Here is a 13,328-nt window from a genome sequence, read left to right on the forward strand (position 1 = left end):
CATACTTTTGAATGGGTTAATACAAAGCTTAACCTGTAGTAACAAATTCGGCATAAATCTGCGTAGGTATCACATTGTCTAAGCTTAACTGAAACGTTATCGGTTTATGGGAGGATTTATAAATATGCGATAAGTATACGCCCTCGCCGATATAAATGTAGGGCTGTACCACTGCATCTATCTTTCTGAATTTGCGCACGAAAAGGTGTAATTTAAGTCCTTTTTCTACATGCTTAATAATATCATCGCCGCGGCCTCTGTCTGGACGACTCGACTCTGGGCTGTCCCACTGCATCTGCTGTGGGCTAAGCAACTTGTCTTGATAGGCAATTGCATCTTCATCTTTATGCAGCTCTATAAACAAAAAATAATGCTGACGGTAGCTAAAGACACCCGCGCCTCTAAACGCACTGTGTTTTTTGCTATATTCGCATGCTAATGCAACATCGCGCATATTGTATTGTTTATAAAGGCCTAGGAAGTTATCACCGTTTATTTGGTCGCTAAATTCTTGTTCATGCCTGGCTAATGCGTAATTTACAGCGTCATGTAAAAAATGGCGCTTATCGGGTGAGTTTATGGCCTCGCTAAATGCGCTTGAGCGCGCAAATTCAAGCTGTGAATAAGATGGAAACTCATAGTGTTTGCCGTTAAAAGGTACTTCTTGCAGTTCAACAAAAGTCGCTTGAAAATATGCCTCCCAGCCACTTTTCGCTTTCACTGCGATGCTGCCTAAAGAGCCGTATTTTGCGATATCAATTTTATCAAAATAGTTACCGGCTAAATAGTTAAAGGCAAATACAATACTACTTGCGTTATAGCGGTAGCCGTTTTGAACGAGTAGCTGCACGACGTGCTGTATGCTGACTTTTTCTTGCGACAGAAGTAATTTTACAATATAAAGTTCAGGCACACGTTTAGCGGGCATATGGTCGCAGATGAAGCGATAAACTGATGTAAAACATCCCTCTAAGCGCAAGCCTTGAATAATAGCGTTATCGGGCTCTACTCTAGACAAAAATTCAATGTAAGTATTCGCATAAGCGACGAATTTTAATGGCTCGGGCGAGCCGTCAATCATCAGATAATGATTGAGCATAGGCAATTTTAATTCATTAGTATGTGCGCTGGTATTACACACTGCTTTGAAGCCGTAGTATTGTTCTTTTAAATACCTTAGTGAGCTGAAACTCTCATTTTCAAGCTGCGCGAGAATCTGCTCTTTAGCAATTTCATCTAAACTTACATGAGTACAACCGGGTAAATCTATAAAGTTGCGTTTAACAGCAACCTTTAGGCTGTCTTTGTCAAACGATGTATGCCCATATAAGGCAATCGCAATCATAAAACTACGATTATGATTGCCGATAAAGTCTAAAACCGTTAAGAAAGTTTTGTTTGTATGTTTACGCAACCCTCGCCCTAACTGCTGCAAAAAGATCACAGGCGACGCGGTAGGGCGCAGCATTAACACTAAGTTAATGGCTGGAATATCTATGCCTTCGTTAAAAATGTCAACGGTGAAAATCATGCACAATGGATGGCTGTCATCTGCTAATTGCCGCATAGCAAGCTGACGTTCACTTTCTGAATGAGTGCCGGTTAACGAAATAGCCTCATAGCCTCGCTGCTTAAATTGCGCTGCCATGTAGTGGGCGTGATCGATGTTTGCGCAAAAGCCAACTGCTTTTAAAGAGTCACCTTCATAGCCATAAAAATCAATTTTATCAACAATATGTTCAACGCGATAGTGAGTTTTTAGCAGCCTTGCGATGTCTTCAATTTTTAGCTGGTTGACTGTGTTGTAGTCGATGCCGCTGGCGTCGGTTATGCCAAAATAATGAAATGGCACCACAAGGTTTTCTTCTAAAGCGTGTCTTAGGCGTATTTCTAATGCAATATTATGGTCAAAATTTTCATAAATTGAATTAGCATCGCCGCGTTCAGGTGTGGCTGTCATGCCCAAGGTGAATTTAGCCTTGAAGTGTTGTACTACTTTTTGATAGCTACCAGCGGTAATGTGATGCGCTTCGTCTATTACAATATAGTCAAAATGGTTCGGCGAAAACTTATGCAGGTGATTGGCAATAGACAAGTTAGTTGCAAACAAAAATGGTGCGGTAATATTGTAAGAGCTGCCGGTTAATAGCCCAAATGAAGACTTTTCTACTTCAAGTACTTTGGCAAATGATTCCATCGCGTCAAGTAATATACTTTCTCGGTGTACTATAAACAACATCGTTTTGGGTTTAACGGCCTTCACGTCAAATGCCGACATAAAGGTTTTGCCACTGCCAGTGGCGGCTATCACTAAGGCCTTGCTTTGTTGGGCCTGTCTTAAACGGCTGAGCTTAAAAACAGCCTCTTCTTGCATCGAGTTGGGGACAATTTCGCTATTAGCGGTAAATAAAGTCGGATGAGAAACGGCGTGCGCAAACGACTTAATAAAGGCTTCGTATTTTGCAATAAGGGCGTCGGTAGACTGTTCTGACAGCGCCCATACCTTTTCAAACTCTGCGTACACAGAATCAATAAACGCATTCTTTTTAGAAATCGTTTTTACATTCCATTCAATATTACTTTTTAAGGCCGCTTGAGTAAGGTTTGATGAGCCCACAAATACTTTGTAATAGCCGCTGTATTCAAAGATGTAACTTTTAGGATGAAAGCCTTGCTCGCGCTTGGCCACAAATATTCGAAGCTCTATGTTATTAAAATTTCTCAGCTTGCGCATCGACTTAGGATCGGTGAAATTTAAATAGGTGGAGGTAATGACTTTACCTTTAGTGCCATTTAGCTCTGCATTTTTGAGTGTGTCTAGTAAAATTTGAATGCCACTAAAGGTCACGAAAGCCACGTTAATTCTAAACGAGATGCAGGTTTCAAAAGCTTCTACTAATTCACTATAGAAGTTTGCGCCCTTGTTGTTAACAGTAAGGAAATTTTGTGATCCTTGATGAGTGTCCAGCACGGTTAAGTTTCCTGAACTAAGCTTTGTAATTGCGACACAATAGGAATGTCGGCTGCCGCCCAATCAAGACTAGCTAACGCATCTTTTAGCAACCATTTTTGGTCGATATGCTCTGTGAGTTCAATTTCATCAGGATTGCTAATTGAACATAAAAAGCAGTGCATGGTAATGTGAAAATCGGGGTATTGATGCTCTACCGTAGTGAAAAAGGCTAGATGCTCTAACGTTACTGAAAGCTCTTCTGCTATCTCACGCGTAAGCGCCACTTCGGGCGATTCACCGGCCTCGATTTTACCGCCAGGAAATTCAAATTTCTTTGAAATATAATCAAGCTCAGAAGGGCCCCTTTGCACACAAAGAAAGCGCTCTTGATGTTGGATAATAGCCGCAACAACTTCAACTGATTTCATGATTTATCACCCTTTTTAGCCAGGATAAACATTAGCTTGCAAAATGTCTAGGGCCTGATCTTTTTAAAAGCAGGCCTTGTTCTTATCACAAGCACGTCTTTAGTTGCTTTGTGAACATTAAGCAAGTAGACGAAAGGGGTTTTCACTTGAACAAGTAGATACATTGTGTGTGCTTAAGCCATTAGCACTTAACGGTGCTTACACATAAAATTTGAAACGGAAAGTAAACAATGGGGCAATTCATTAGCGCTAACAGTTTCTGCTGCGATGGTACAGAAACCTATGCTCGCGAGACGTCTTAAAGTTGAAGTCGAAACTTCAAATAATAAGCAAATCAGACCTTACACTGCTTACCTGCAATATAAGTCGCCTCAACCGCCCGCTCATCACCTATAAAACTCAACGCGAACAGAATATCTTCGCCACTTTCAAAATTAGCCATGCGTAACTCTGCAAGTTGATTGAAATGCGGGTCTAAAACCACAAAATCAGCAAAAGTGCCGGGGTTCAAATTGCCAATTTCATCTGCCATCGAATAGGCTAGCGCTGGTCCTTGAGTCATCAAATATAAGCCTTCTAAAGCGCTTAAGGGATTGTTTTGTAACTGCCCAATTTTATAAGCTTCACCATAGGTTCGCAGCATGTTAAAGCTAGTTCCGCCGCCTACGTCAGTGGCCAAGGCAATAGACACATCATTTGCTTGTGCTTCTTTGAGGTTGAACAAACCGCTGCCTAAAAACAAGTTAGAAGTAGGGCAAAATACTGCTGTTGCCTTAGCCTCAGCTAGGCGTTGCCAGTCTTGCTGTTCTAAATGTAAACAGTGGCCAAATAAGGCGCGTGGCCTTACCATATTATAATGATCGTAAACATCCAAGTATGACTTTTGTTTAGGAAAGAGGCTTTTTACCCAATCAATTTCACTTTGGTTTTCAGACAAATGAGTTTGAATAAACACATCAGGATACTGCTGCGCTAGTTCACCTAACAAGCTTAATTGCTCATGGCTGCTGGTAGGCGCAAATCGCGGCGTCAGTGCGTATAAATTACGTCCTTTACCGTGCCACTTGTTGATTAAGTCTTCGCTGTCGCGCTGAGCTGACGCGGGCGTGTCTTTTAACGCGTCTGGGCAGTGGCGGTCCATACAGACCTTACCGCTTATCATCGCCATGTTGTGCTTCGAGGCTTCAATAAATAGGGCGTCTGCGGCATGTTTATGAACGCTGGAATAGGCAAACGCAGTGGTGGTGCCGTTATTTATTAACTGTGTCACAAAGTGCTTAGCCATAAGCTCGCAATAAGTGTATGACTCGAATTTTTGTTCGGTGGGAAAGGTAAAGTTTTCAAGCCAAGTCAGCAACTGCTCACCATATTTTGCGATCATTTCGGTTTGCGGGTAATGCAGATGGCTGTCGATCAGGCCGGGAATTATTAAACGATTTCGATAATCTACTAGCACCGATGTTGCATAATCCGGAGCAAGTTCACTGAAGTGACCAACGGCCACTATGCGGGCGTTTTGCACAATTAATGCGCCGTCTGCGAAGTAATCGCCCTGATCGCCGTGGTCGCCAAAATTATGAGTCGTTTGGCTAAAATGAAGAATACTAGCGCGATATAAAGTAGATGAGTGTGTCACTAATTTCCCTTTAAGGTTTGTGGCGGCAATGTTTGCGCTGCAGTTGAAGATGCAGTTTTATCGTAAGTAGAGGCATCTACTTGAGTTTGTTGACTTGGCAATACAGCGTTTTGAGAAGGGCCGTGCAGCAAGCGTATAAGCTGCGCACAAATAGACACCGACACTTCAAGCGGGCGCTTACCTGGAATGTTCAAATCACCAATAGGGCTTATAAACTTGCTCATTTGTTTGGCATTAAAGCCTCGATGTGCCAATTTAATCATAAATCGTTTTGCTTTAGTTTGCGAACCAATCATGCCTACAAAACCTAAGGTAGGCAGTTTTAATGCTGTTTCAACAAGCTCATAATCAAGCTGATGATTGTGAGTTAGAATTATTACCCACGTGTTGTCAGGCAACTTCGCTAACTCCTCAGTGGGGTCATCATTCGTGATGGCTTTAACGTTCGTTAACGCTAAGGTCGACTGGGCTACTGTGCTTGATTCGCCATTAAAGAAGTTTTCACGACTGTCTACCCAGCTTATTTGCATGGGCAACTGCGCTAGCATAGGCACTAACGATTGCGCGACATGACCTGCACCAAACACGGCTATATGCTGATGATGATTTACATGCACCTCATAAAGTACTTTTACCGCGCCGCCGCAGCATTGACCTAAGCGACTCGACAAGGGATAAGAAACTGTTTTTTGAGCCTGCTTGTTATTGGCCAGTAATTCACGGGCTGTTTGTACCGCTTCGTGCTCTAAATGGCCGCCGCCAATAGTGTCGAACTGTTCACCGGCGCTTACAACCATTTTACAACCCGCTTCGCGTGGGGTAGAGCCGGCGCTTAAAAGAACGGTAATAATGACATAGCCAAGCCCTTGCTGCTGGCAGACATTAATGGCTTCATACCATGTTCTAACGTGAACAGGTGCCTGCATCACTGCTGTGCCTCAAGGCTAGCAATAGCATCCATTACGCGCTCTGGGGTTGCCGGCGTTTCAAGCTGCGGGTCAAGCGTATAGTTTGTTAAGCTCGACAGTGCGTCTTTCATTGCGCACCACACTGAAATAGCTAGCATAAACGGAGGCTCACCCACCGCTTTTGAGTGGTAAATACTGTCTTCTTCATTTGGTCTGTCAAACAAATCAACGTTGAAAATAGCCGGCGTATCACCAATTGCAGGAATTTTATAGGTGGCTAAGTTATTGCTTATGAGCCTTCCTGCTTCATCCCAGACTAAATCTTCGGTGGTTAACCAGCCCATGCCTTGAATAAACGCGCCTTCAATTTGTCCAATATCGATGCCTCGGTTTAGGCTTTTACCAACGTCGTGCAATATGTCTACGCGGTCCACTTTGTGCTCTCCGGTAAGCGTGTCTATGCTTACCTCGGTCGCTGCTGCGCCATAGGCGAAATAGAAGAAAGGGCGACCTTTGCCTGTTTCGCGGTTGTAGTCTAGTTTGGGTGTTTTATAAAACCCGCTGGCGGATAAAGACACGCGCGCATAATAGGCCTGATGAATTAGGCTTTCCCAGCTAAGCTGATGTTCGCCGCAGTGCACCGCACTGTTAGAAAATGTGACTTGTTGATCCCGTAAACCCACTAATTGTGCATAAAATTCAGCCAAGCGCTGTTTAATAATAATACACGCATTTTGCACTGCTTTACCGTTTAGATCTGTGCCGCTTGATGCGGCAGTTGGCGAGGTGTTAGGCACTTTGTCAGTGCGCGTTGAGGTAATTTCAACCTCATTTAGGCTAACGCCAAATTCATTAGCCACGATTTGGCCCACTTTAGTGTGTAAACCTTGGCCCATTTCTGTGCCGCCATGATTCGCCTGTATACTGCCGTCGGTGTATACATGAACCAGTGCGCCCGCCTGATTCAAATGTTTTGCGGTAAAAGAGATGCCAAATTTTACGGGCGTTAGCGCTAGGCCTTTTTTGATGATAGGGCTATTTTTGTTAAAGGTAGTTATAGCAGCCCTGCGAGACCAATAATCGCTCGACTTTTCTAAGGTTTCGATAATAGCGGCGCTGAAGTCATGCTCTATCTGCATGCCGTAGGGGGTTGTTAGTCCGTTATGTTCACCGTATAAATTAAGCTTGCGCACGCTCAGTGGATCTTTGCCGATGGCCCTTGCTACTTTATCAATCATGGCTTCGGCCATTATCATGCCTTGGGGGCCCCCAAAACCTCGGTAAGCGGTATGCGACACTTGATGTGTTTTTAGGCGATGCCCGTCAATGTGGCAATGCTCTAAAAAATAGGTGTTATCAACGTGAAACATCGCTCTGTCTACTATGGCGTCTGACAAATCGGGCGAATGGCCGCAGTTCCCATTAACTTCTATTTTAGCGGCGCTAATTTTTCCGCTATCGTCAAAACCAACTTCAAAACTGTTTTCAAAGGGATGGCGCTTACCGGTCACTATCATGTCTTGGCGGCGGGGAAGGCGAAGCTTTACTGCGCAGTCTTTGCGGGCAGCAAAAAGCGCGGCTATGCAGGCCCATTGAGCTGCTTGGGTTTCTTTTCCGCCAAAGCCTCCGCCCATCCGGCGCATATCCACAACGACTTTATTGAGTTTGATGTTGAGTACTTCTGCCACCAGTTTTTGTACTTCACTAGGATGCTGGCTGGAAGAGTAAATAAACATGCGGTCTTCTTCTTCAGGTATTGCCATAGACACCTGACCTTCTATATATAAGTGTTCTTGGCCGCCAATGCTTAATGTGCCTTTTGCAGTATGTTGCGCGTTTTTAAGGCCTTGGGCTGCATCTCCCTGCGACATTTTCTGAGAAGGGCGCACAAAAGACTGCGCGGCTTTAGCAACTGCCACGCTTAAAATAGCAGGCGTTTCTTCAATCTCGATAATAGCTAGCGTAGCGGCTATCTTAGCTACTTCTACGTTATGCCCTAATACCGCAAAAATGGGTTGCCCATGAAACTTAATTTCGCCGTCGGCTAACACCGGGTCGCCTTTGAATACTGGGCCTATGTCGATATGGCCGGGTACGTCTTTTGACGTAATGACGTCTATAACGCCGGGGCTGGCCCACACTGCATCCAGGTTTATGTGTTTGATAATGCCGCTGGCAACGGCGCTGATGCCAACCGCTGCGTGTTTTAGATTGGCGGGCTCGGGGATATCGTCAACGTATCGCGCGCTTCCGCTGACTTGGCGCACCGCACTTTCATGCGGACTGGAACGCAAATTAGCGATCTTTGCTGTAGGCTTATCAGCGGTATCTGGATGGATTTTTTCTTTTAATTTACGCATGTTGAATAACCCGTGTTGCTATTGCATTGTCTTGGGCATTGGTTTCAAGCCAGAAGCGATGCCACAAGTTCACCATCATCTTATTGCGATACTGCGCGCTGGCGCGTACGTCGCTTAAGGGCGTAAAGGCGCTGGCTAATATGTTTTGGCCTATGTCTACGCAGCTTTTATGATGCCAGCTTGTACCCACTAAGCTTGTTTCTAGCTTTTCACAAAATGCCGGTGTGGCTGCTACGCCACCAAACCCTGTGCTTAGTTGCGTTACTTTACCGTTTTCTACCGTAAGATTTAAGGCCATGCATACAGCTGAAATATCGTCTTCAAAGCGTTTGGATATCTTATAGGCCACTAGGTGCTGGTTAGCCGACAATAAAGGAATATTAATGCTGTGGATCCATTCATTTTTGGCCAGTTGAGTAGTGCGGTAACCGGTAAAAAAACCTCTTAGAGGAAGCGTGCGGGTGTTAATGCCATTGTCTACCACCACCGAAGCATGCAAAGATATAAGCACTGGAGCCATATCGCCTATTGGAGAAGCACCGGCGATGTTGCCCCCCAGTGTTGCTTGATTTCTGATGGGGATACTAGCGAAGCGCTCAATAATTTCATGAAGGCTAGGAAAGTGTTTTAAAAGAGCAGGTTCCATATCGCTAAGCGTACAGGCGGCGCCTATACTCAGTGTATTATTGTTGACTGAAATCTCTTGTAGAGTGCTCATGTAGGACAGGCTGATTAATTTTTCTAAGGGCTGTAATTCTTGGGTATGCAGCAGTGCTAAATCGGTACTGCCGGCTACCAGCATCGCCTTTGGAAAATGCTGGATGCATGCGGCTAACTGCTGACGTGTTTTGGGTAGGTATAAATTGTCGCTAGCGGGCGCGTCGCTATTATTATTTTGCTGGTCGTTTTCTTTATTAATGTGTTGACCATTTTTGCTCATGTTCATTGTGGCGCTAGTAAAGCCTGCGTCGTTATCTCGAATCTCGTTTAGCTGCGCTATTATACGCTTACTCTGCGCTGTATCTTGGCTAGGTTTTTGTTCCCGACATACCGCAAGTGTGGCTTCGATAATAGGCTTGTAGCCAGTACAGCGGCATAAATTCCCCGACAGTGCGGTGATCACGCCTGCTCTATTTACGGCTTCTTGTTGCTGATACAAAGCGAATATCGACATAACAAACCCGGGTGTACAAAAGCCGCACTGCGTTGCATTTGCCGTTACCATTGCCTGCTGTACTGGATGCAAGGTGTTGTTTTGTCTTAAATGTTCAACGGTAATTACTTGCTTTCCATGAAGCGCAGACAAAAAAGTAACGCAGCTGTTAATTGCCTTATAAGACAAGGCTGCGGATTTGTCTGCTGAGACTTCAGCTATTTGGGATTCAGTTGTTCGAGCCACATTCGTTTCTTGCAAACCAGAGGCTTTTTGGAAACCAACAGCTTCTTGCAAACAGGCAATGCCTTGAGCTTCAGCGGCATCAAAAGGCACTAAAGTAGGTTGTGCAATGACAACGGTACAAGCCCCGCAGTCACCTGAAGCACAACCTTCTTTAGTGCCTGTTAGGCGGCGATTCTCTCTTAAATAGTTAAGTAAAGTGAGATCTGCTCGTTCATTTTCGATGCTTACTTTTTGGTCATTTAAGAGAAACTGTATCATTGTCTTTAAGAGCCTCAAGGAATTCTCAAATTTTAGTATAGCGCTATTATCTTATAAAAAGTAGACCGGTTGGTCAGTTTTCTATAATCTCCATAGCATCGCAGTCTATTTAAAAAGACGTGGGTAGTGCTCACTTCTCGGGTAAACAATAAGTCACTTATGGGCCGAGCTATCGCTAAAACGTTTTGGAGTGTTTCCTATTACAACAAAAAAGAAGTCAAACCCCACCACATCGATAGGGCTTAAACGGCGAACGCTTATCATTTCTGCGGCATTAAAGGCTTTTGCGGAGCATGGCTATAGCGGCGCATCGATACAAAAAATTGCAGATAGCGCAAACTTATCAAAAACTAATGTGCTGTATTACTTTAGATCTAAAAAGTTGCTTTACAGTGAGGTAATGAGCTCTATTTTAAGTATATGGGATTCGAGCTTTGACAGGGTTACCGTAAACGACTGCCCTGCCCAAGCTTTGGCTAATTACATTGCTGAAAAAATGGAAAACTCGCGCACAATGCCCTTGTCTTCAAAGGTATTCGCGATTGAAATAATAAACGGTGGGCCAAATTTAGATACCTCTTTTAAGCACACTCATAAGCTGTGGGTGCAAGACCGCATTACGCTTATAGAAGATTGGATGACCGCGGGTAAAATGGACAATATTAACCCTGAATACTTATTGCATCACATATGGGCAAGTACTCAATATTATGCTGACTTTTCATATCAAATAGAAAATGTGCACGGGGCACACATGTCACAGCAAGAATTTACACATGCAACAAACACGGTGATTAAATTGATTCTGAAAGGCTGTGGATTAATAGTCCCTGAGCACTACCTTAGCTAAGCGATTCGGTCTAGCTAGTTCTTCATGCTAACATTGCTAGGGTTCGAGATTTTTATAAACGCAAGAGCCTATTTTACTAAAGAAAATTAATGAACAAACAGGGACAAAAAAATGCAAGCAGACTTCTGGCACCGAAGATGGCAACAAAATGAAATAGGCTTTCATGAGGCCGACGGAAATCATTTACTTAAAGCACATATTGATGCACTAACACTAGCAGATGGTGCGCGCGTGTTTGTGCCTTTATGTGGCAAAACCCGCGATATTGCTTGGCTTTTATCTAAGGGCTATAGCGTGGTGGGCATAGAACTGAACGAATCTGCGGTGTTACAACTGTTTGGCGATCTCAATTTAGCTGCGAAACCATCATCAAACCTTAATAAAGACACTGGTTTACAGTATTTTCACAACACGTTCTCAAATGGACTTACGCTCGACATTTATCAAGGTGATTTCTTTGCATTTCACGCTAAGGTGTTAGGCGATATAGATGCAGTGTATGACCGCGGCGCCTTAGTTGCCTTGCCTGCTCAAATGAGAAGACAGTATTGCGCCCACCTCTTAAATCTGACGCAAAGCGCCAAACAGTTGTTAGTATGTTATCAGTATAAAGATGGCTTAATACAAGGACCTCCTCACAGTGTTAGCCACGAAGAAATAAATTCACACTATCGGCATACTATGCACATACAAGAGTTATATACGGGTCGTGTTGAAGGCGGATTTAGAGAAAAGTCAGAGGTTTTTGAAAGTGTTTATTTACTGTGTTCTCATAAAAATTAAAAAACAATTCAACTTTATTCCAACTGTCTATTTCGTTTCTAGTCAACAAGGTCTATTATGTTTGACTGTTTATTCAATCAAAGTTAAATATGTCCACTCTCGTCCGTCAATTAATCGCCTTCGATATCATTAAGCAAGAGCTTGAAGAAGTAAGCTTACTCAACGACGAGTTAGACAAAGACAGTATAGAACAAGCCCACCTGCAGTTACTTAAACATTGCTCTGCGGCCAATCAAGCTATTATAGACAGCACCTTAAGTATAAGTGAATACGATTTTGCTAAAATAGTGAGTCAGGTTGAACTTGAATCACCTGTTTCAACTAAACAATTGCTCACTGTGCATAATAAATTATTGAGCTGGGCAATTAGTTTTTTTGTTGCAAAAGAAAGGGCCAATAGTATTACTTCTATCGACTTCTCCGAACAAGCTGAAATAAGGCTCGACCTGTGGCAAACCAAAGCAGCGAAAGCTAAAAATCACATCAAAACACTTGCTAGTGCGCTAGGCAAGGGCGAATATATAGAGTTTATTAGACAATATCGCTTAAACAAAACTGAACTAATGTGGCCATTGGGAAAGTAAAACCCTTACAAAGCTAAGCAATAGAAAAGCGTAAATCGACTTTTATTTGTTTTGATTTTTAGTACCAATCTTTAATCTTCTTGCAAAGCGAAACTCTCTCGCTAATTCTTAATTTCGTTGTACTAATGTCACTCATGCAGTAGTCTAAGCGCAAGCCCCCGGGGTCTTATTCGTAATACCTCACTTAGCAATTTGTACCTACTCTTTTAAAAGGAAGTATCCTATGGAGCTACTGTTTGATTATATTCTAACGGTTGAAGTTGCCATTATCATTTTAGTGCTGGTTTTTTTGAAAAACAGTATTAAGTTTGTCCCCCAAAACCGTGCTTTCATTGTCGAACGCTTTGGTAAATTCCAGTCAACTAAAGAAGCTGGTCTTAATTTTATATTGCCGTTTATCGACAAAGTGTCGGCCAATCGCTCTTTAAAAGAGCAGGCAGTTAATATACCCGAACAAAGTGCGATTACTCGTGACAATATATCGCTCATGGTCGACGGTGTCTTGTATTTCAGAGTACTTGACCCCTACAAAGCGACTTATGGTGTTGAAGATTATATATTTGCTGTTACTCAGTTGGCGCAAACCACTATGCGTTCAGAGTTAGGTAAAATGGAGCTTGATAAAACATTTGAAGAAAGAGATATCTTAAATATCAATATCGTAAGTGCAATTAATGCTGCTGCTGTGCCTTGGGGAATACAAGTGATGCGCTACGAAATAAAAGACATTATTCCACCGCCGTCAATTATGGAAGCAATGGAAGCGCAAATGAAAGCTGAGCGGGTCAAGCGTGCGCAAATACTTGAGTCGGAAGGCGACAGACAGGCCGCTATTAACCGTGCAGAGGGCCAAAAAGCATCTGTTGTGTTAGCCGCAGAAGGAGATAAAGCAGAGCAAATATTGCGCGCGCAGGGTGAAGCTGAAGCAATTATAGCGGTGGCTAACGCACAGGCAGAAGCGATTAATAAAATAGGGGTAGAAGCTAACACGGAGTCAGGACAAAAAGCGATCCAATTAGATCTTGCCACTAAAGCGATAGCAGCAAAGCAAGCTATTGCAAAAGAATCATCTGTGGTGTTGTTGCCCGACGGCGGCACCGAAGCGGCCGCTATGGTTGCTCAGGCCACAAGTATTATTCATGCCTTAAGCAAAAATAAAGGAATGTAAA

At 43.4% G+C, this 13,328-nt stretch carries 10 protein-coding genes and 1 pseudogene; 5 read left to right on the plus strand and 6 right to left on the minus strand.

Features of this window, described 5'->3' with window-relative positions; all coding sequences use genetic code 11:
• Positions 1 to 28 precede the first annotated feature (28 nt).
• From BAE46_RS07315 to BAE46_RS07340, 6 genes are all read right to left on the minus strand, one after another.
• Positions 29 to 2,971, minus strand: a complete 2,943-nt coding sequence (locus tag BAE46_RS07315) for a DUF3427 domain-containing protein (protein ID WP_070112186.1) — start codon at positions 2,969 to 2,971, stop codon at positions 29 to 31.
• A 2-nt stretch (positions 2,972 to 2,973) separates the two neighbouring features.
• Entirely contained in the window at positions 2,974 to 3,381 is a 408-nt protein-coding gene (locus BAE46_RS07320) for a (deoxy)nucleoside triphosphate pyrophosphohydrolase (RefSeq protein WP_070112188.1), read from the minus strand.
• A 334-nt stretch (positions 3,382 to 3,715) separates the two neighbouring features.
• Positions 3,716 to 5,017, minus strand: a complete 1,302-nt coding sequence (guaD, locus tag BAE46_RS07325; protein WP_070112190.1) for a guanine deaminase — start codon at positions 5,015 to 5,017, stop codon at positions 3,716 to 3,718.
• The gene (xdhC, locus tag BAE46_RS07330; RefSeq protein WP_070112192.1) at positions 5,017 to 5,943 is read right to left on the minus strand and encodes a xanthine dehydrogenase accessory protein XdhC; all 927 of its coding nucleotides are present in this window, start codon (positions 5,941 to 5,943) and stop codon (positions 5,017 to 5,019) included. Before xdhC ends, guaD begins: the two co-directional genes overlap by 1 nt.
• Complete coding sequence (xdhB, locus tag BAE46_RS07335) at positions 5,943 to 8,285, minus strand: xanthine dehydrogenase molybdopterin binding subunit (RefSeq protein ID WP_070112194.1); 2,343 nt, start codon at positions 8,283 to 8,285, stop codon at positions 5,943 to 5,945. Before xdhB ends, xdhC begins: the two co-directional genes overlap by 1 nt.
• On the minus strand, positions 8,278 to 9,942 hold the full coding sequence (locus tag BAE46_RS07340; RefSeq protein ID WP_070112196.1) for a xanthine dehydrogenase small subunit: 1,665 nt from the start codon (positions 9,940 to 9,942) through the stop codon (positions 8,278 to 8,280). The genes xdhB and BAE46_RS07340 overlap by 8 nt, the downstream gene beginning before the upstream one ends.
• Positions 9,943 to 10,132: 190 nt before the next feature.
• On the opposite strand from BAE46_RS07340, the pseudogene BAE46_RS15125 reads away from it, so the two are divergent.
• From BAE46_RS15125 to BAE46_RS07360, 5 genes and pseudogenes are all read left to right on the plus strand, one after another.
• Positions 10,133 to 10,330: pseudogene (locus tag BAE46_RS15125) on the plus strand (TetR/AcrR family transcriptional regulator); the annotation flags it as partial.
• Between the two features lie 12 nt (positions 10,331 to 10,342).
• The gene (locus BAE46_RS07345) at positions 10,343 to 10,792 is read left to right on the plus strand and encodes a TetR family transcriptional regulator C-terminal domain-containing protein (RefSeq protein ID WP_342341483.1); all 450 of its coding nucleotides are present in this window, start codon (positions 10,343 to 10,345) and stop codon (positions 10,790 to 10,792) included.
• A 111-nt stretch (positions 10,793 to 10,903) separates the two neighbouring features.
• Entirely contained in the window at positions 10,904 to 11,575 is a 672-nt protein-coding gene (gene tmpT, locus BAE46_RS07350) for a thiopurine S-methyltransferase (protein WP_006005467.1), read from the plus strand.
• A gap of 89 nt (positions 11,576 to 11,664) precedes the next feature.
• Complete coding sequence (locus BAE46_RS07355) at positions 11,665 to 12,159, plus strand: hypothetical protein (protein ID WP_070112198.1); 495 nt, start codon at positions 11,665 to 11,667, stop codon at positions 12,157 to 12,159.
• 223 nt (positions 12,160 to 12,382) lie between these two features.
• Complete coding sequence (locus BAE46_RS07360; RefSeq protein ID WP_070112200.1) at positions 12,383 to 13,327, plus strand: SPFH domain-containing protein; 945 nt, start codon at positions 12,383 to 12,385, stop codon at positions 13,325 to 13,327.
• Position 13,328 lies beyond the last annotated feature (1 nt).

The sequence above is a fragment of the Glaciecola punicea genome (assembly GCF_001756615.1).
Taxonomy (GTDB): Bacteria; Pseudomonadota; Gammaproteobacteria; order Enterobacterales; family Alteromonadaceae; genus Glaciecola; species Glaciecola punicea.

Bases quoted from the DNA above. Each gene is read 5' to 3' on its own strand.
- BAE46_RS07320 (WP_070112188.1), bottom strand. From the start codon at position 3,381: ATGAAATCAGTTGAAGTTGTTGCGGCTATTATCCAACATCAAGAGCGC.
- xdhB (WP_070112194.1), bottom strand. From the start codon at position 8,285: ATGCGTAAATTAAAAGAAAAAATCCATCCAGATACCGCTGATAAGCCT.
- BAE46_RS07360 (WP_070112200.1), top strand. From the start codon at position 12,383: ATGGAGCTACTGTTTGATTATATTCTAACGGTTGAAGTTGCCATTATC.
- BAE46_RS07340 (WP_070112196.1), bottom strand. From the start codon at position 9,942: ATGATACAGTTTCTCTTAAATGACCAAAAAGTAAGCATCGAAAATGAA.
- BAE46_RS07355 (WP_070112198.1), top strand. From the start codon at position 11,665: ATGTCCACTCTCGTCCGTCAATTAATCGCCTTCGATATCATTAAGCAA.
- BAE46_RS07345 (WP_342341483.1), top strand. From the start codon at position 10,343: ATGAGCTCTATTTTAAGTATATGGGATTCGAGCTTTGACAGGGTTACC.
- tmpT (WP_006005467.1), top strand. From the start codon at position 10,904: ATGCAAGCAGACTTCTGGCACCGAAGATGGCAACAAAATGAAATAGGC.
- xdhC (WP_070112192.1), bottom strand. From the start codon at position 5,943: ATGCAGGCACCTGTTCACGTTAGAACATGGTATGAAGCCATTAATGTC.